This window comes from Enterobacillus tribolii (genome assembly GCF_003363015.1).
Taxonomy (GTDB): Bacteria; Pseudomonadota; Gammaproteobacteria; order Enterobacterales; family Enterobacteriaceae; genus Enterobacillus; species Enterobacillus tribolii.
This window is the reverse complement of the sequence record NZ_QRAP01000001.1, coordinates 185,517-204,654: the sequence shown is the minus strand read 5'-3', so window position 1 is coordinate 204,654 and position 19,138 is coordinate 185,517. Positions and strand designations below refer to the sequence as shown.

At 54.6% G+C, this 19,138-nt stretch carries 15 protein-coding genes; 5 read left to right on the top strand and 10 right to left on the bottom strand.

What is annotated here, in order from left to right:
• Nucleotides 1–456: 456 nt before the first annotated feature.
• A complete protein-coding gene (locus tag C8D90_RS00910) occupies nt 457–1,788 on the top strand; it encodes a fimbrial protein (RefSeq protein WP_115456537.1) in 1,332 nt (443 codons plus the stop codon).
• An 18-nt stretch (nt 1,789–1,806) separates the two neighbouring features.
• Nucleotides 1,807–2,535, top strand: a complete 729-nt coding sequence (locus C8D90_RS00905) for a fimbrial biogenesis chaperone (RefSeq protein ID WP_115456536.1) — start codon at nt 1,807–1,809, stop codon at nt 2,533–2,535.
• Between the two features lie 107 nt (nt 2,536–2,642).
• Here C8D90_RS00905 and phoH read toward each other — a convergent pair whose 3' ends face one another.
• The 4 genes from phoH to efeU form a co-directional block, all read right to left on the bottom strand.
• The gene (gene phoH, locus C8D90_RS00900) at nt 2,643–3,431 is read right to left on the bottom strand and encodes a phosphate starvation-inducible protein PhoH (protein ID WP_115456535.1); all 789 of its coding nucleotides are present in this window, start codon (nt 3,429–3,431) and stop codon (nt 2,643–2,645) included.
• Nucleotides 3,432–3,909: 478 nt separating this feature from the next.
• The gene (gene efeB, locus C8D90_RS00890; protein WP_115457216.1) at nt 3,910–5,157 is read right to left on the bottom strand and encodes an iron uptake transporter deferrochelatase/peroxidase subunit; all 1,248 of its coding nucleotides are present in this window, start codon (nt 5,155–5,157) and stop codon (nt 3,910–3,912) included.
• 79 nt (nt 5,158–5,236) lie between these two features.
• The gene (gene efeO / locus C8D90_RS00885) at nt 5,237–6,376 is read right to left on the bottom strand and encodes an iron uptake system protein EfeO (RefSeq protein WP_115456533.1); all 1,140 of its coding nucleotides are present in this window, start codon (nt 6,374–6,376) and stop codon (nt 5,237–5,239) included.
• A gap of 31 nt (nt 6,377–6,407) precedes the next feature.
• Nucleotides 6,408–7,241 carry an iron uptake transporter permease EfeU gene (gene efeU, locus C8D90_RS00880; protein WP_115456532.1) on the bottom strand — a complete coding sequence of 278 codons (834 nt, stop codon included), beginning with the start codon at nt 7,239–7,241 and terminating at the stop codon, nt 6,408–6,410.
• 380 nt (nt 7,242–7,621) lie between these two features.
• Between efeU and C8D90_RS00875 the strand changes: the two genes are divergently transcribed.
• Complete coding sequence (locus tag C8D90_RS00875; RefSeq protein ID WP_115456531.1) at nt 7,622–9,250, top strand: phosphoethanolamine transferase; 1,629 nt, start codon at nt 7,622–7,624, stop codon at nt 9,248–9,250.
• Nucleotides 9,251–9,301: 51 nt separating this feature from the next.
• Here the strand turns inward: C8D90_RS00875 and C8D90_RS00870 are convergent, their stop codons facing one another.
• From C8D90_RS00870 to C8D90_RS00855, 4 genes are all read right to left on the bottom strand, one after another.
• Nucleotides 9,302–11,809, bottom strand: coding sequence for a PEP/pyruvate-binding domain-containing protein (locus C8D90_RS00870; RefSeq protein ID WP_115456530.1), 2,508 nt, complete (start codon nt 11,807–11,809; stop codon nt 9,302–9,304).
• Entirely contained in the window at nt 11,809–12,711 is a 903-nt protein-coding gene (locus tag C8D90_RS00865) for a phosphatase PAP2 family protein (RefSeq protein ID WP_115456529.1), read from the bottom strand. The genes C8D90_RS00870 and C8D90_RS00865 overlap by 1 nt, the downstream gene beginning before the upstream one ends.
• Complete coding sequence (locus C8D90_RS00860) at nt 12,708–13,796, bottom strand: lysophospholipid acyltransferase family protein (RefSeq protein WP_115456528.1); 1,089 nt, start codon at nt 13,794–13,796, stop codon at nt 12,708–12,710. Before C8D90_RS00860 ends, C8D90_RS00865 begins: the two co-directional genes overlap by 4 nt.
• A 122-nt stretch (nt 13,797–13,918) precedes the next feature.
• The gene (locus C8D90_RS00855) at nt 13,919–14,398 is read right to left on the bottom strand and encodes an SAM-dependent methyltransferase (RefSeq protein WP_115456527.1); all 480 of its coding nucleotides are present in this window, start codon (nt 14,396–14,398) and stop codon (nt 13,919–13,921) included.
• 472 nt (nt 14,399–14,870) lie between these two features.
• Here C8D90_RS00855 and C8D90_RS00850 point away from each other — a divergent pair, with 472 nt between their 5' ends.
• Together C8D90_RS00850 and C8D90_RS00840 are read left to right on the top strand one after the other, a co-directional pair.
• A complete protein-coding gene (locus C8D90_RS00850) occupies nt 14,871–15,389 on the top strand; it encodes a fimbrial protein (protein ID WP_115456526.1) in 519 nt (172 codons plus the stop codon).
• Between the two features lie 462 nt (nt 15,390–15,851).
• Nucleotides 15,852–16,049 carry a DNA polymerase III subunit theta gene (locus C8D90_RS00840; RefSeq protein ID WP_115456525.1) on the top strand — a complete coding sequence of 66 codons (198 nt, stop codon included), beginning with the start codon at nt 15,852–15,854 and terminating at the stop codon, nt 16,047–16,049.
• Between the two features lie 325 nt (nt 16,050–16,374).
• Here C8D90_RS00840 and C8D90_RS00835 read toward each other — a convergent pair whose 3' ends face one another.
• Both C8D90_RS00835 and C8D90_RS00830 read right to left on the bottom strand, forming a co-directional pair.
• Entirely contained in the window at nt 16,375–16,854 is a 480-nt protein-coding gene (locus tag C8D90_RS00835) for an anti-virulence regulator CigR family protein (RefSeq protein ID WP_115456524.1), read from the bottom strand.
• 635 nt (nt 16,855–17,489) lie between these two features.
• Nucleotides 17,490–19,133 carry a phage tail fiber protein gene (locus C8D90_RS00830; RefSeq protein WP_115456523.1) on the bottom strand — a complete coding sequence of 548 codons (1,644 nt, stop codon included), beginning with the start codon at nt 19,131–19,133 and terminating at the stop codon, nt 17,490–17,492.
• Between the last annotated feature and the right edge of the window lie 5 nt (nt 19,134–19,138).

The window sequence follows — 19,138 nt, the reverse complement described above, 5'->3', positions numbered from 1 at the left end:
CGGAATGCTACCGCGTCAGTTACACCGTGCGCTGCCGGCGGTAGTCAATATCAACAGCCTGGCCTTCCAGCCCGAAGGGACCATTATCGCCAGCGGCAGTAACGCATTCACTGAAACGATGGTTACGGTACCGGGCCTGACATTGCCACCGGCGCAGAAATTCAAATCAGCGACAAGAATGTAAAGGTGCTTAACCTGCTGAGCGCGGACTCCGTTTCCACCGTTAACGGGTTTACGTATTACACTAAAACCTGACCGCCGCCCTGAAAAAATTGCCGGGTAAAGAGATGACCACCGGGAAAATCAAGGCTGCGGCACAGGTCATTATTCAGGTTCAATGATGCTGTATCGGCATAGCGATCAGGACGGTGAAGAACCGTTGATGCAATGCCAGTAATGATATGTTCAGAGGGAAATATGTATTACAACCACCGACGGATTTCACTCAAGCACACAATGACCTTATTGGTTATTGGGGCAGCGTCTTATGCAAGCAGCGCGGCAGCGCAGTGCTACCGGGTCAGCTACACCTCGCTCCCTGCATCAACAGCCAATAACTACGTTGAGCCGGGCAAAGGCACCTTCGGCACCTGGGGCGGTGCAGCTGACAGCGCAGGCGGAAGCGGCGGCCTGCCGTTGGTGATCAACATTAACAGCCTGGCCTTTCAGCCCTCGGGAACCGTAATCGCCAGCGGCAGTTCATCATTTTACGAATTGGGAGACGTCACCTTTACCCCGGAACAAGTTCTGTTCCGCTGTACTGCCGATGAAGCCGCCAAGGGGTTGTATGAGTATTACGCCACCAACGGCGATTCAACCTACGCCGGCATGCATGACGACGGCGCCACCGAGGGCATTCCCGAAACCTACCGTACCCGTTATCAGGGGATGGGGATTCGTATCACAAACACGAACACCGGGGAATATTTCTCGCGCTATTGGAAGGCCCGCGAGCTGACCAATCTGGATAAGGATTCTCAGGGCTGGATCCTGGTTAAGGCTAAAAACTTCAGCGGCGTCCGCACCGAACTGATCCGGCTTAACAACAGTAGCGGGCTCACATCCTCCGGTCAGTATGACTGGTCCCAGCCCGCAGCCTATATCGCCTTTAAAGGGGGTACCCGCAGCACCAACCTTGAAGTTGGCGCAGATTCGGCGACGAAGTATAACGGCTGGCATGATTACTGGCCCGGCGCGATCAGCCTCCATAAACGTATTACCATCCGCCGCAGCGCGACCTGCCTGGTGTCGAACGTGACGCCCAACGTAACGTTTCCCATTATTTCGGTCGCCGAGCTGAATCAGAACGTCACCCGCCAGGCGCCAATCCAGATTCAGTTTTTCTGTCAGACCGGCGCACCGGCTAACAGTGGTCTCACCGCCTTCGTCAGCGGCACGGCGGCCAGCCAGACCGCCATGGGGATTCTGGTGAATACGGAAAACGCTATATCTGCCTTTGCGGAAGGGTTTGGCACCCCCAATGGCGGCGTAAACTACCTGCTTTCCGACGGTTATGATACCGACCCGAATATCGCTACCGGTGTGGGGATCCGCATCAGCGACAAAAACTCAAAGGCGCTGACCCTGCTGACCGCATTAGGGGGCTACGGGACAGGTGAAACTGCCGGCTGGTATCCGGTACTTGATGCGACCGAACAGGGGTCGACCCTGAATGGCATCACCTTCTACACTAAAAATTTAACGGCTACGCTGATGAAATTACCGGGTAAAACCGTTACTACCGGGAAAATCAAAGCCACGGCCCAGGTCGTTATTCAGGTTCAGTGACGCAAACAAGACAGGTTGATGATGATAAAGTCTGCGATTATTCAGGGTTTACTGTGCTTTTTCCTGCTGGCATCGGGAATGGCGCAGGCCAACGTCCAGTTCGACGCCTCACGCGTCGTATTCGATGACGCGAATCGTGAGCAAAGCTTTCTGTTATCCAACCGGAATGACTATCCGGTCGTGGTACAGGCCTGGGTTGACGACGGCGCGCTTAACAGCAACGCCGGGTTTAAAGGTTCGCCGGTTATCACCTACCCCAGCATCTTCAAAATGGATGCGCACACTAACCGCAGCATCCGCCTGATTAACAGCGCTATCGGGCAAAAAAACGCCGGCACCGAACGGCTGTATTGGCTCAACGTACAGATCTTATCGCCGAAAACCGGTAAAGAGCTGAACACCGGGAAGCCTGAGCTGAATGTCTCGCTGTTGCTGAAGTTTAAGCTGTTTTACCGCCCGCACGCCCTGAAGGGGCCATCTTCGGAGGCGCTGAAGTCGATGCGCTTCAGCCGCGTCGGCAGTACCCAGGATCGGCTGCGCATCAGCAATCCGTCACCGTATTACGTGACGTTCAACCGCCTGAGCGACGGTGATACGCCGGTTTTGCGGGATCTGATGTTGCCGCCGGGCGGCAGTCAGGAACTTCCCCTGCTCGCGCCGTTACCCGCCTCTGCATCTGGCCTGAATTACGCGGTAGTCGACGACAGCGGCCTGATTACGCAGGGCAGCGTTTCACTGACAAAGTAAGTGTCATAAATATGTCCCGGAATTGCAGCATAGCGGCGTTAAGCTTGCCGTTGCCGGGAAAAAGCAGAGTCGCCCGCGGGCGACTCCTGAAGACGCGCTGACGAACGTCAGTAATAAGCATGCAGGGCGCGCTGGCACAGTGCCGAACGCACGCAATCCCCGGCTTCAAAACGAATAATGGCGACCATTTCATCCTCACAAAAGCGTTGCAGCGCGTCCGTGAGGCCCGATTTTACGCCGGTCGGCAGGTCACACTGGGTTATATCCCCGTTGACCACCACCGTGACGTTTTCCCCCAGCCGGGTGAGGAACATTTTCATCTGGCTGGCGGTAACATTTTGTGCTTCATCCAGAATAACAAACGCGTTTTCGAACGTCCGCCCGCGCATGTAGGCAAACGGGGCGATTTCCACCTTCCCGATTTCCGGGCGCAGGCAGTATTGCAGGAACGAGGCGCCCAGCCGGCGCTTCAGTACGTCATACACCGGACGGAAGTACGGCGCGAACTTCTCCGTCACATCGCCGGGTAAAAAGCCGAGGTCTTCATCGGCCTGTAACACCGGCCGCGTGACGATAATCCTGTCGACCTCTTTATGAATCAGCGCCTCCGCCGCCCTGGCCGTGCTGATAAAGGTTTTGCCGCATCCGGCTTCGCCGGTGGCAAAGATTAACTGCTTGGTTTCTAATGCCGACAAATATCTGGCCTGTGCTTCCGTTCTGGCTTCCAGCGGCGCGTTATCCCGCTTTTCACGCGCCATGCCGATGGCTTCCACGCCGCTCATTTGCACCAGAGAAGTCACCTGCTCTTCCTCACGCAAACGTTGATGGCGGTTTTCGCGTTTAATCACACGTTTAGCCTCACGACGCGCTCTGATGACAGCTTTCTGTTTTCCCATAGTGTGGCACCTTACAGTTTGGTTGCGTTCATCGTTTCATTGCCGGTCTATCCGCTGAGTTCACATGTCGGAAATCCCCCTCTGTTTACGCCTGAGACGTTAGGTTTAATGACCGACGGCGCGACGCACGCCGCCCGCGGCCGGAACCGGTAGAGCAAACTGATATCGGGATAAAGTGAGTGAAAGAGTGAAATGTGCCGTGAAGAAGATACGCAGCGCCGGGATGCGCCACAAAAAGCCGGGAGAAGAAATTGATGTTTACATCGCAGCAGCCCAACTAAGGACTTTTTCATCCGCGCTCCTCATAAACTGCGCAGGAATCAATACTCTCCTGCGTTTGATGGGGAAACTACCGCTTGATGATGTCAGTATAATGACAATTTAGCGCGGCGCGCGAGGTTTTTGAGAAAAAAATGTTACCCGGAAGAAAGTTTTAGAAAATTAAGCGGTAGCGGGCATCCGAAATGCCCGCCCGCGCTCAGGCAAACATGCCCTGCCCGAGATAATGTTCGCCGTCGGGTACGCCGGGAAGCGCGAAAAAATAGCCGCCGCCGAACGGTTTTACGTACTCTTCCAGCGCTTCGCCGTTAAGGCGTTTTTGCACGGTCAGAAAGCCTTTCTCCAGATCGTGCTGATAGCACACAAACAGCAACCCCATGTCCAGTTGACCGGAGGCGGTGACGCCCTGTGAATAGCTGTAGCCCCGGCGCAGCATCAGGCTGGACTGCGTTTGCGGCGTACGCGGATTCGCCAGGCGGATGTGCGCGTCGAGCGGAATGATTTTGCCGTCCGGATCGCGCGCATAGTCCGGGACGTCATGTTCCCGGGTCATGCCGAGCGGCGCGCCGCTGGCTTTGTTGCGCCCGAAAATGTTTTCCTGTTCGTGCAGCGGCGTGCGATCCCAGAACTCCACGCGAAAACGAATCAGACGCACCGCCTGGTAGCTTCCGCCGTGCGTCCACGCCGGTTCATCCTGCCCGGCGCCGACCCAGACGACGCCTGCCATCAGGTCATCGTCGCCGGTGTCGGGGTTGGCCGTACCGTCTTTGAACCCCAGCAGGTTGATTGGCGTCTCTTCGCCTGCGCTTTGCGCCGCATGGGCGGAGATAAAACCGTCGCGCCGCCAGCGCACGCTGAGCAGGTCCGGCGTGTGTTTAATCACGTCACGCAGGGCATGAATCACGCTGTCGCCGCTGTTGCTGCATATCTGCAACAGCAGATCGCCGTGGCACTGCGCCGCGTCCAGCGCATCGTTGGGAAAGCGGGTCATGCGTTGCAAACGACGCGGTTTCTGCGCCGCCAGGCCGTAACGTTCGTCAAACAGGGAATCGCCGACGGAAACCGTCATCGTCAGGTTATCCGGATAGATCTCCGGCCCCATAATGCCCGAATCCGGCGGCGGCAGTTTGTCGTCGGCCTGCTCTGCCGGCCCGCCGCCGGTGAGAAACGCGATGCGCGCCGTCAGCAGACGGAACAGACGTTGCAGCTCCGCGCGATCGGTCGCCAGTACGTCAAACGCCACCAGCATCATCGATGCCTGTTGCGGCGTCAGGATACCGGCCTGATGACGGCCGTAAAACGGCTGTTTCTGCCGGCGTGCGCCCTGCCCCCCGGGCGCCGTCGCCAGCGGCCGGGTTCCCACGTCTGCCCCGGTGGCGTTACCCAGCGCCAGCGCGCCGCCCAGCACCCCGGCGCCCATCAGCAGACGGCGGCGGGAAGGCTGCATCTTTGCCTCTGCTTTCCGCAGCCCGGCTTTCTCCAGCAGCGTATGAAACGGGCAGGCATTTCTGTTCATCATGTCCGCCTCAGTCCAGCCCCAGCACGCCGCGCAGTTGGGATAAATCCTCCGCCAGCGCGGTAATCGGCCCCTTCATCGCATTGCGATCGGCATCGCTCAATTTGTCATACGGCTCAAACCCCGTTTTGGTGCGGTATTTCGCCAGTACGCCGTCCACTTTTTTGAAGTTGACGTCAATCTTGCCCAGCAGGGCCGGATTGGCTTTTTCCAGCAGCGGACGCAGCAGATCGACGATCTTCTGTGCGCCGTCAACGTTGGCCTGAAAGTCCCACAGGTCGGTGCGACTGTAGCGATCTTCCTCGCCGCTGATTTTGCTGGCTGCGACTTCTTCAATCAAACCCGCCGCGCCGCCCACCACTTTACTGGGCGGGAAGGTCAGCATGCCGATACGTTTTTGCAGATCCAGAACATCGTTCATCAGGCCGTCGGCCATTTTGTCCATGCCTGCCGTGCTCTTATCACCGAACAGGGCTTTTTCCAGGCGGTGGAATCCGGTGAAATGCGGATCCTGCGCTTTCTGTTCAAAGTCATCTTCGCGCGCGTCGATACGCGCGTCGAGATCGGAAAACAGCTCCGCGATAGGCTCAATGCGCTCATAGTGGCGACGGGCCGGCGCGTAAAGATTTTGCGCCTGCGCCAGTTCCCCCTTCTTCACCGCCGTGGTGAAGGCGCGGGTTTGTTCAACCAGCTGGCTGACTTCCTGTATGACGTATACCTTATAGTCGGCAATCGGCCCCACCAGCGACAGCGCATCCGGCTTGGCGGACTTCGTCTCCCCCGCCGCCGTCACGATAATTTTGCCTTTCGGGTTACTGAGCAGGCCGCAGGTCATGTCATATTCACCCGGCTCCAGCGTCGCCGTCATTTTCTGCGTGAAGCCCGGCGCAATGTTTTCCCGCTCTTCCACCACCATCACGCCTTTGAGGATCTCCCACTCCAGCCCTTTCTGGCTGTCATTGTGGATGGTGAAGCGGGTTTTCCCCGCCGTCAGGTTCAGCGTCATCGGGTCGCACTGTTTATCATTCACGCTGATTTTAACCTGAGGAAGATCGTCCGCGGCGACGGCGGAGAACGGCAACGCAAAAAATGCCGGCGCAGCAAACAGCGCCAGATACAGCGCCTTACGGCGCAGGATCGGTTGAGACATAAAACGACTCCCTGAGAAACGGATAATGAGGTTATTGTTCAGCTTTGCCCGCCAGCGCCCGCTCGCGGGACGGCAGGAAAAAGAAAATCAGCGCCGGGATCAGATACAGGAAATAGACCAGGACTTCGCTGACGCTCGGCGTTTCCTGATAGCCCAGCAGCCCCTCCAACAGAGTGCCGGCCAGGGAATGCGTAGACAGTACGCCGCTCAGATCGAACGCCACGCTCTGCAGCTGATTCCACAGCCCCGCTTCATGAAACGCCCGGATCGCCCCGGCCGCCAGCCCGGCCGCGACGAACAAAATGAACAGGCTGGTCCACTTGAAAAACTGCGCCAGATGCAGCTTCACGCCGCCCCAGTAAATCAGCATGCCCACCGCGCAAGCGCACAGCAGGCCGGCGATGGCGCCGATCGGCGCGGCGATGCCGACATCCTGCTGAAACGCCGCCAGCAGGAAAAATACTGACTCCAGCCCTTCGCGCGCCACGGCGAGAAACACCATAAACACCAGCGCCCAGCCCTGACGGTGCCCGGCGTTTAATGCCTGATCGATCGCCCCTTCCAGATGCGCCTTCACCGAGCGGGAAACCCGCCGCATCCAAAACACCATGTAGGTCAGAATGCATACCGCCGCGACGGCGACCACGCCTTCAAACAGTTCCTGCTGTTTTTGCGGGAATTCGCCGGTGGTTTCATTGATGAAGATCCCCAGCCCCAGGCACAGCAACGCCGCCGCAATCACGCCGACCCACACTGCGCCAAGCCATTGTGAACGCTGGGTACGCTTCAGATAACCGGCAATCAGGCTGACGATTAATGCGGCTTCCAGCCCTTCGCGGAACATAATCAGAAACGGTACGAACATAGATCTCCCCGGCGGAGTTACCGCCAGCGCAAAAGCCGAAAAAGAATGATATCGATTATCATTACGGTAAGTAAAAACTCAAGCGGGAAGATAAAATATTTAATGATAAAAATGTGGCAAGTTGTTACGGCAGATAATAAACGTAATAACCTGCTCAGAATTCCGGCGGGAAATTCGTTACGGAATAACAACGGGGGTAATTATATTTTTCCGCCGTCAATAACCCTGTTATTTTTACGCCTATTGATTCTTCCTTGTCTTAATGCAGCCTTAAGCTTCCCTGTCTAAGATTCCCTTCCGAAGGCCCAGCCTTATCAGCGCCCACACCGCATGCCAGGCGGGAATGCGCGTAAAAAATCATATATTCAGGAGCTACGTTTTTGCGTATCGTTACACCGAAAGCCAGTTTTTTAACGCTGACCATTTTGCTCGCGCTTTATTTCACGTTGATCCCCAACCTGCCGATATTACTGCATTTCCAGCGCATTCTGAGCGCGTTAGGCGAATATAAACTGGGGTTCGTCATCTCTATCCCGGTATTACTGCTGGCCGCCCTGAACTTTGTTTTTACGCCGTTTAGTTTTAAGGTGATATTTAAACCGTTCTTCTGCCTCATTTTGGTCGTCAGCGCGTTTGCCAGCTATGCCATGCTGAAATATCAGGTTATTTTCGATAAAGGCATGATTGAAAACATTCTGGAAACCAACAGCGCGGAAGCCGATTCTTACCTGAACCTTTCCGTCATACTGTGGATCGTTTTCACCGGCGTTCTTCCCGCGCTGCTGCTGATACGCACCCGTGTCACTTACGGTCATAACGTTTTGATGCGGCTGGGCATGCGGCTGCTTTCCATGCTGATTTCCCTGCTGGTCATCGCGCTGATCGCCGCGCTGTATTATCAGGATTATGCGTCGGTCGGCCGCAATAACCGGACGCTGAACCTGGAAATCGTGCCGACCAACTATCTCTACAGCACGGTTCAGTACGTACACAAAACCTATTTCACGCAGAAAATGCCGTTCAGGAAAATCGGCGATGACGCCGCGCTGGTACAAAAAGCCGGGCAGAAACCTACCCTGATGGTGATCGTGCTGGGCGAAACCGCCCGCGCCCAGAATCAGTCGCTCGGCGGCTATGAACGCCCGACCAACGCCTTTACCGCCAAAGAAAATAATCTGGTCTATTTTGCCAACGTCAGCTCCTGCGGCACGGCCACCGCCATTTCGGTGCCCTGCATGTTTTCCGACATGTCTCGTACCCAGTTCGACAATAATAAAGCGCACAACAGCGAGGGGTTGCTGGACGTGCTGCAAAAGGCCGGCATTTCCGCCTTCTGGAAAGACAATGACGAAGGCTGCAAAGGCGCCTGCGACCGCATTCCCCATGAGCTGGTACCGACCGACAGCGACAAAACCCTATGCAACGGCAGCGTCTGCTATGACCAGGTGCTGCTGAATAACCTCGACGACAAAATTCCCGCCGACGGTAAAAACAAGATCATCGTACTGCACCTGATCGGCAGCCACGGGCCGACCTACTACAAACGCTATCCGCCAGAGTTCCGCACCTTTACCCCGGACTGCCCGCGCAGCGACATTGAGAACTGTAGCCAGGCGCAGTTGGTCAACACCTATGACAATACCATCCGCTATACGGACTACGTCGTCTCACAGGCGATTCAAAAGCTGAAAGAGTACGAGAAGGACTACAACACCGCGCTGTATTATGTTTCCGATCACGGGGAGTCGCTGGGGGAGAAAGGGCTTTATCTGCACGGTACGCCGTATAAATTCGCCCCGGAGGAGCAAACCCACGTCCCGATGGAAATATGGATGTCACAGGGCTACATGCAGGCTAACGGGGTAAATCTGGACTGCCTGAAGCAACAGGGCAAAACGCAGGCGTTTTCGCACGACAACCTGTTCCATACCGTGCTGGCGATGATGAACGTTAAAACGAAAGAGTACGATCCGTCGCTGGATGCGCTGGCCGCCTGCCGCAAACCTTAACCATCTGTCAGACTCCGGGCCGGCATCATACCGGCCCGGAGTCTATAACGCTCAGCGGGACAGGATGCTGACCGTTCCCGCTTTTCCGTCCACCTTCACCCGCATGCCGTTGGTTAACAGATCCATCACGCCGCGCACGCTCATCACCGCCGGCAGTTGCAGCTCCCGCGCCGTCACCGCGCCGTGGGACAAGGGGCCGCCGCTTTCGGTGATCACGCCGCTGGCGCGGTAGAACAATGAAGTCCACGCCGGGTTGGTGGTTCGCGCCACCAGAATCGCGCCTTTGGGGAACGCGGCAAACTCCTCCGGCCCATGGACCAGGAAGACTTCCCCTTCCACCGTTCCCGGACTGCCTGCCATGCCCTGCATCACGTCGCCCGGCGGCATTTCCGGCACCGCGTCATCCTCGCCAAGGTTCCAGGCGGGACTGCGCTGCTTCGCCACCTGCCAGGCCGCCTTATTGGCGCTGATCTGCGCGCTCAGCCCGTCAAAGCGGTTTTGCGCCACGGCGGCGTCCAGATCGGCGAAAGAGGAGAAATAGAGATCGTCCGCCGCCGCGAGCACCCCGCTTTTCACCAAGCGTTCGCCGATTTCCCTCACGCCGCGGCGGAACGGCAGCGTCAGGCGCGTGGTCTGATAATGTTCCAGATCGTCCAGGTAGGTATAAACGCGCGCCAGCCGGATCACTTCCTCAACAAAATAGCGCAGGTCTTCCGGTACGCCGCTCAGGTAAGCGTGCTGCGCCGCAGAGGCCGACAGCTTGCCGTCAAGCGCCTTCGCCGCCAGATCTTCATCCGGCAGTTCCGCCAGCATCTTCAGTTGGTCCAGCACCACGTGCGGCACTTCCAGCCAGGTGGGATAGTAGGCGTCAAAATCCAGCTCCCGGTGGCCGTGACGTTGCAAAAAACGATCGAAGTCGGCCTGAAATGCGGGGTAATCAGCCAGCCGCCCGGCCAGCGTCAGCGACGGCGTTTGCTCAAAGCCCCTCAGCAGCGCGGGTTCCTGGCGAATCTGGCGCGAAAGCGCCCACAGTTCGGCGTTAACCTGCCCGGTTTTGGTGTCGGATACCGAGAGCAGCAGGTCAAACACCGATTTTGCCTCTGCAGGCGGCATCGACATCTGAAGGATCTGGTACAGCACTGCATACAGGGTACGCTGCGTCAGGGAAATCGCGATATTCGGCAGGAAGTAGCGGGTGCCGGCGTCACGCACGCGCAGCAGATAATCCCAGCACTGCGCCATCGTGTAGCCGCCAAGCGCTTCGCGCATCAGGGCACCGATCTCCAGCAGGTAGGTGTCCAGATCGCGCATCCAGCGCACCGGCAACTCCTGCACCCAGGCATAGCGTTGCGCCAGCTGCGGCAGCGCTTCCCGCAGGTGTTCCAGCGAACTGATGCCGCCCGGCATCCGCCCGGCGTACAGCTCTACCGCATTCTGGTTGCCGTACACGTAGCATTCCTTCACGGCAAACCATTTGCCGCCGAAGTGCGGCAGGTCCATCAGCGAGAAGGAGTAGTTAAGCGATTTATGAAACCCCTCTTCCACCAGATCCCAGGTCAGCGGCGTTACCGCGTTGGGAAAACGTTCGGCGGACTCATCACGCGTCCAGCGTTCGGGGATAAACGTCACCGGGCGGGATTGCAGCAGGTAAAGCGACGGGCCGGAAAACGCCCATTCGATATCCTGCGGAAAACCAAAGAATGCCTGGGCCTGGTGCGCAATACGCGCCACCGCCAAACACTGCTCATCGCTGAGCGAACTTTGTAACTGGCGGGACTCCGGCAGCGGCACATCGCGCACGCCCCGGCTGTCTTTCAGCAGGATGGCGGATTTGCGCCCGATGTTGCGTTCCACCACGTCCAGTTGCGGCATGGCGACGCGGTATTCGTCCACCTCGCGTTCGCCGCCAACCACGCTTTCGCCCAGCCCGAAGCAGGCGTTAATCAGTACCCGCCCGAGATCGCCGCGCACCGGGTCAATGGAGAACGCCACCCCGGCGGCGTCGTTTTCCGTCATTTCCACCATCTGCTGGATCACCACCGCCATCGCGGCGTCGAGGTGCGGAAGGTGCAGGCGCGCACGGTAACGCATGGCGTGTTCATGCCACAGCGAGGCGTAACATTCGCGGATGGCGTCGAGGATCGCCTCCGTGCCACGCACGTTCAGCAGCGTATCATGCTGGCCGGCAAACGCCGCGCCGGGTAAGTCCTCAAACGTGGCGGACGAACGGACAGCCACGTTCCACGCGAGTGCGTCCAGGGCTTCCAGCCGCCGGGCAACGGCGGCGGCAAGAGAGTCCGGCAGGAGCGATTGACGAATAAGTTGCTGAACCTCCCAGCTGGCCGCGGTAACGTCATCATTTTGCAACAATGCCCGGATGCGCGGCCTGAGCGGCGCCAGAAAGTCCCGGTAGGCCTGCGCGGTAACGATTAAGCCGGGCGGAACGGGCAGGCCGCCCGCCGTCAAGCGCGCCAGATTGGCGCCTTTTCCGCCGCTCAAGGCCAGTTCGTTGGCATGAGGATCGTTAAACGTCAGGATCGGGTCGGAATCTGTCAGCATTATTTCATCCTTATCGGGTTCTTACGGCTGGCAAAGCCGCTGCTGCGCAGCCATCCCAGTACCAGCACGGCAAGCAGAGCGCCGGCGAGCAGATCGATACCATAGTGATAACGCAGATACAGCGTCGCCAGAATGACGCCCGCCACCAGCGGCGACAACAGCAGCGCGCTGCCGTAATGGCGTTGCATCACCAGATAACCCAGCACGAACAGGCTGATCCCGCAGTGCAGGCTGGGGAAAACGTCCATCCCCGTTCCGCCGCGCGCCACCAGCCCGGTCATTAACCCCGTCATCCAGCCGCCTTGCGGCGGATAAGGGAAGACCTCCGGGAAGGCCGCGTAAGGTCCGGCCGCAGGCACCAGCAGGTAGCCGATAAAGCCGAACAAATACATCAGCATCAGGCCGTAGAAAAAGCCCCGCCCAGCGGGATCGTAACGACGAAACGCATACACCACCACCGGGATCAGGATGATGAAATAGAAAGAGAAATAGCACAGGCTCATTAATTCGCTCAGCCAGACACGCTCCCAGCCCAGCAGCAATTCGGGAACGCCCACACCGAACAGACCGCGGTCCATCGCCAATAGGTTGGCATCGGCCGAGCGCGGCATCGCCAACTGAATCGCCTTAAACAGCGGAAACACCAGCCAGCTGACGGCAAACTGCAACACACCGGTCCAGTTGCGCCAGCGCAGTGATGAAGAGCGCATCGCGCGCAGCAGCATCAGCCAGACGACCGTGCCGGCCACGATGGGCGCGATAAACTGTGCGTCGTTAATTTTCCATGTTGAATAGATCCCCAGCCCGATAATCAGGGCTATCAGGGTAAAATAGATCCAATAGCTTGGGCGGTTCTGATACGCCGAACCGAGAAAGCTACTGTTTTTCATTACCAGACTCATACTCCTCCTTCTCCCCACACTGCGCGCTGGCGCCACCCTAAATACGCGGCGCAGTACCACAACCACAGCCAGGGATAAATCACGCCGGCCACCGCCAGGCAAGGCTGCCACAGCATCGCTGCGGCAAAACCCCCTGCCAGGCGGAAAAAAGTCACCGTATTGCGTCCGTCAGCCCGCCTGCCGGCCAGCCATGCACACAATAAAACCGGAAAAAGCGTTGAGACGAACGGCAACTGCCACGCCCAGGCCCACGCTTTTTTTATCGTTCCCATCGTTTCCGGTACGTCTGTGACAGGAACGGCGCAGCGTTCAACCCGTTTAAACGCCGCCGCATACGACTCGCCGCGCCGGCGGCATTGCCGGGCGTAACGCTGAACGTTCGCCAGCGTTTCTTCATCGGCACAGTTCACTGACACACGGTCCAGCGCTTCACGCACACATTCTGTAATTTCCGCTTCCCAGGCATCCTGCGTTTTCTCCGCGCGGTCCGGCAGCGCCAGCGGCGCACCAATCATCAGTTCAACGCGCGACCCGAAAACATCGGGCGCCTGATAAAAGCTGCCGACGGGAATTACCCGCAGGGCATACCCTTCCTGCAACAGCCGCCGGATTATCTTAACCGCTCCCGGTTGATAAGGCTGAGGCGCGGGTCCCCATTCGCTGGTTCCTTCCGGGAAAATGATCAGATCGCCGCCCTGTTTCAGATGAGCGATGCCATGCAGCGCCGGATTTCCCGTCTGTGCCCGGCTGAAGCCGTAGCGCTGGCGATCTTTGTCGCGCACCACCGGTATGCCGGTAAACAGCAGGCGCAGGAAGCGCGAACGTAACAACTGCACGGCGGCAAGAAACTGCGCACGCGGCGACACCCGGCTGAACATCCAGCCGTCGGTCGCACCGTTGCGGTGACTGGTAAGAAAGAGTGTAGGAATGCCGTCGTCCGGCGCACAAACGCGCTGACCCCGTTCATCCACGAGGCCAATTGATGAATAATAGAAACCAGTCAGCGCGCGGGCAATGAAGCGATACCAATGCGGCAACGCCTTGCCCGGCGTAAACCGCAGGTAAGAAGGGATTGGGTTTTCCATAACGCGCGTTAGTCGTGACGTTCCTTGTTAAACGGTAACAAAACTACCGAACAATAAAGGGTTAGGCCGGGGATTACAATCGGGGGACGTTGTTTTTGTGGCTCAGGTGAAAAGCGCGGGTATTAATTTGGGCCAAATACCTTTTCCCAGTCATAGTCTGCGGATGCCTCCAGTGAATTGGGCCACCCGGCACACCAGGGCGGAACGCCGGGATTTTCGACCCGGTCCAGGCTCGGGGTGTAGGGTTTGAGATCAATAACCGGGCTTGCCTGGTCAGCGTCGATATAGTCGATCCAAACCCGGCCTGAATGCGGGTCAATATGTAATATCCGGGCCACCGTCAGCGCCAGAGGGTTGGGCCTTTGAGGCGAACGGGTCGCAAAAACCCCCATCATCTCCCCCGCATCGCGGTAAGGCACGGAAGAAACCCGTGTACGGCGCAATTGCGCCGTGTCACTGCGGTCAAACCACCACAGAATATTGATGTGGCTAAACCCCTCCAGCCCTTTTAACGCCGGTATATACATTTTCTCCAGAATGACACAGGTTTCGTCCCCGACAATTTCGACGGTTCCAATCGGCGTGATATTTAACGTTTTCATTGACATCTCCTTGGGTAGAAAAAGATGCCACCGGTGACATTAAGGAAGCCTAGAGAAACTTTATGGATACTACAACATCAAATAACAATATTTATTCGCCAGCGCAGAGGGCCTTGCTGTCCGTATTAGCAGATGAAGAAAGGCATTCTACATTGATATAAATCCGGAAAATAATAATACATTGCGTGTCAAACAAGAAAGCCTCTCCCTCAGGGAGAAATTGCACAGAGTAATATCCCCACCCGTAACACTAACATCCTAGCAGCAATAGAATAACCTTTAGAAACAAAGGGTATTCCTTTCTTTATCCGCCGCATCCCATTAGTCAAATAAATTTATCTTAACTATAATCTCACTAAATCAATAAAGAGATACGTCCAAAGGATGGCGTTCGCCGTTATCCCATGACGGATAAATATAAGTAAATCACTCAATGGCGAGAGCCATTTATTACAATGGAAGGTGTTAATCTATGAAAAAATCGTTTATCTATACCTCACTGACTGCGGCTTTAGCTTTCGCGGCAGCAACCAATTCGATGGCTGGAACCCTCAACTTTCACGGCACAATAACGCATCCGGGATGTAACGTCTCTGCCGACAGTCAGGATCTTCAGATTGAGATGGGTTATATATCCGGCGCTGTTTTCAACGGCTCAATCGGCCAACTCACCGGCGCCAAAAACTTTACCATTCATCTTGTGGACTGCCCTGTGAGCAGCACACAGGCCGTATTAACGTTCGAAGGGCAAACAGTGACAAACTCTGATGAAATTTTAGCGTTGACTGACACAAGCTCGGCGTCTGGCCTGGGTATTCAACTCACTAACAGCCAGGGTCAGATTATTAAACTCAATCAGCCTACAGAGCCGCAAGTTATTACTGCCGGTGAAAATCAGTTAAATTATGTGGCTCGTTTTATTACGACATCAAATACGGTAAAAAGTGGTGAAGCCTATGCAAACGCCGTGTTCACAGTAAACTATTATTAATGATAAATGGCGGTTGGCGTAAAAATGTCAGCCGCCATTTTGATGGTGCCCGATAAAAGCTTCAGTAAATATTATTGATAATTGCACGTTATTGTATCGTAAAGTGCCTGCCATAACCGCTCAACGTAATTCCCCCATAACGCATAAACCGGCTGATAAATCCCCTGAGCTTTGGACCTTTCTTCAGCCAGCGCTGTGGCGTCTTTCGTTATGGGAGATTGCCGCTATGCCCGGTATCGCCCCATCCGGGCTGCGTTTTCTCAACGTGATCGACTATTGCGCGCAGTTTTAGAGCAGGCTGCTGAATCAAACTTTGCAGCTCAAAAAATCAAATAACTGCATTATAATTAGTATACTTTACCGTTTAAGCCGTACATGAGATAACGTGTTTTTAGCTACATTTATATTTTTTATTTAAATGTGAAGGTTGGGATTCGCAAAAAGAAAAATATGGAGGTAAGTATGGGACAACTTATGGATGGCATTGAAGAGGCAATGAGAAATCAGGCTGATTTCATGGCGTCTACATACGTGTCCATGAAAGTCCTCGGAAAAGAAGTCAGTATTGATCCCTTTTTGAAAAGTGTTCCTGATGAGTTAAAAGATTATTTTCTCGAAAGAACTGAATACTACCATGACCTCTACAAGCCTATAAAATAATTGACTGATAATTAGCATCGTTCAATTTTCTCAGCTCACGTTTAAACAGGTAATTTTGTTCCGTAGCTTTTAGCCATTCGTCTGGCTCTCAGATCGTAGATTCCACAAACACGGTTGAAACCGGCTCCCCGTACCGGTGCCTTATCATTTCGGATGCAGATATACATTTCACCCGGGATTTTTTGCAAGAATTTCAGGCCCGCATAAAACAGGCCAGACAGGCGGATGCCTGTTATGCTAAGGGGCAGGCACAGATTCAGATACGAGGAATAAAGAGGGCTCGCCGCCGAATGGCGGCCTTATAAGAAAAAGAACCGATATATGGCTACTCAAAGACGCCATTGATAACTGAAGCAATAATAGCTGTGCTCAGTGCCACTAAAACCAAATCATCCCCAACAATACGCCATTCATATCCTGGATATGATGGCAACAGCCCCAGCAAGGATGCGGGTACCGCCTTTTTCGCAATACCCGGAGGCAACGGTTTACCTCTGACTAAATTCTTAGCGATGCCTGGAGGCAAAGATTGATAACCGGTTAACCCATAGTTGAGCGCAAGCGGTCGTACTCTGTCATATGTAACATTCACCGACACCAACGAATCACGTGAAGACCGGTCATTCTTATTCTTGGCCTTATTTTGACCATTACCAACGCCTTTATTTCCGTGATTATTGTTGCTGTGACCATTGCCGTTTCCGTAGCCATTGCCGTTACCAGGATTAGCTATCGCATAGCTTGACAAAAACACAAGAGATGACAGTAACGTTAACAAAACAGGCACTGACTTTTTCTTGGACATGTTGCACCACCTATCTGAAGATGTTCGCGTCATATTTAGCCACGGGATACTGAGTAAGCCATAAGGATTAATCTTAAAGAATATACTTAAAATAGCACAATGTGAGTGTCATCCTTACAAAGTCAGCCCTGCGCTGGATAGAAAGCTTTAATACTATTGTCGGTTGCACGCAGCACTATGCGTCGTTTTTTCCCAATGGATTTTCTCACATTTTCTCAACGTGATATCCATCGCGGACAAGTGGTAGGATAAGTGTTTGAATTATGGCGGAAAGAGGGGGATTTGAACCCCCGGTGGAGTTGCCCCCACTCCGGTTTTCGAGACCGGTCTTATTATCTGTTGTTTCATACAGTTAACTAAAATAGCGAGAAAATTGATTAATATTCACACACTGAAAACTCATAGAGTTAGCCCATCGTTGAATATCATTTTCTCATGATTTTTTGCTGCATGCCTGACGCTCAAAACAACTAAACTAACGAATTGCGCACTGTCATGGGGTGTCAGGGGTCGGAGGTTCAAATCCTCTCGGGCCGACAAAAATTCCCGAAGAAAACCAGCCTGTTATGGCTGGTTTTTTCTTTTGTAAAGAAACGTCATGGTAAAACCCTGACAGCGCGCTAACGATCCGCGGACTATTTCTGCGTCTCCTGTGGTTCGGCTTCCTCAGCCGGCGGCGCGTCATTTCCCGCCGGTTGCGGCTCTACCTGTTCCACTGACTGTACCGCATCACCATCACCTGCAGGCAGTGTTTCTACCGGCTCGGGTTCGCCTTCGTGTGCCGTGGTGCCATCCTCGTCACCAGTAAGTAATGTCTCTACCGGCTCCGGAATCGGCTCAGGTTCAGGCTGCGGCGGCATTTCGAGGCGCAGATCCACCCAGCGGCCGGCGGGAATGTCCATCGGGTCGCCGGCCACAACCATCGCGGTATCCAGGTCAAGCTTGCGCTTGCTCACCGTGACAGTGATCGTCCCGTCTTCCGCCGTTTCCGTCTCAACGAAGCAGAGGCGGTTTCCGTTCTGGTCCTGCGGCACTTCAAACGTCCAGCCCTCAACTGCCAGGCCAAGCGAACCGGATACAATGTAAACTCCTTTCCGTTTGCGTTTCGCTACCACCCCGGCGGCTTCATCATTAACAGCGCCGACGCCGGTTGATAATGTGAAACCGTCGAGATAGTCATCACTCATTGCGTGCGGATCATTGCTTAGGCGCACGATAGGGCTGGCTTTCTTAATAAACCCGTTTGAATCGACCGTTGTGTTCTTATCGTCCCAAACTTTACGCCATGCCCCTACAGTCCCATCCTCTTTCGTCCTAAAATACAACCCGAAACTCCCACGGGAAGCAATCTGGAAACCATATGGAATATCCTGATAGTGAGCAATATTCAATCCCATAAAAACAGAACCTGATGGAGAATTAATGCTGCTACAGATAAATGTGTTTTTGTTGTCAGTAAATGCCTTATCCCAATCAGAGCCTATAGAATATCCGCCTATTCCGTAATCTCCTGTTTTAATTAGTGGTACACCCCTAGAATAGATATCACGATTTATATCTACCCGATCAGCTCTCAAAATTAAATATGTGTTATGGGTGTATGATTGTAGGGTGACGTCGCTATTTAATGATGAACCACGACCCAAATACCAATCATTAGTTTCAGTTCCAGCTTCAGGATCGATATCTTTCCCAAGTATATAATAAGCGCTTCCTTTGGTAGGAGCTATTAGTGTAATAGCGTTTTCTTTTTTTGACACATCCAGCGCTCCATTTACAACGACTTTTTTCGTGGTGATTCTTTCACTCAAGCCAAGGTTCTGAATAGCTGCAGACTTATCTGTCAGGTCAGATAAATTAAGGGTTTTATCAGCCATATTATCCTTTACTGCTTTGATAGAGGCTGCGTCTGATTTTGCTGATGCCGATGCGGCTTGCGCCTCATTCCGAAGCTGTTCAAGCTTTAAAATGTCTGCCGGCGTCAACTCCTCTTCCCCCATCGGATTGAGAAAGTCGTTCAGGGTTCCCGGAATTGAATCGCTCAGCACCTTAATTTTACCAACACGCTCCGGCGGGCCGCCCTGCTCAATGGTGATAACGCTGTACTCGCCAGGCTCTACAGTCAGTTTATATTTTCCCGCGGCGTCCGTTACCGTTTCAGAATATGCACGTACAATAACGGATACTGATGTATCTACTGCGACCAACATAATGGTACAATTTGCGCGAATATTTCCAACGGGGCCAATAAGGGTACCGCTCAGAATAATAGAAGGCATTCTAT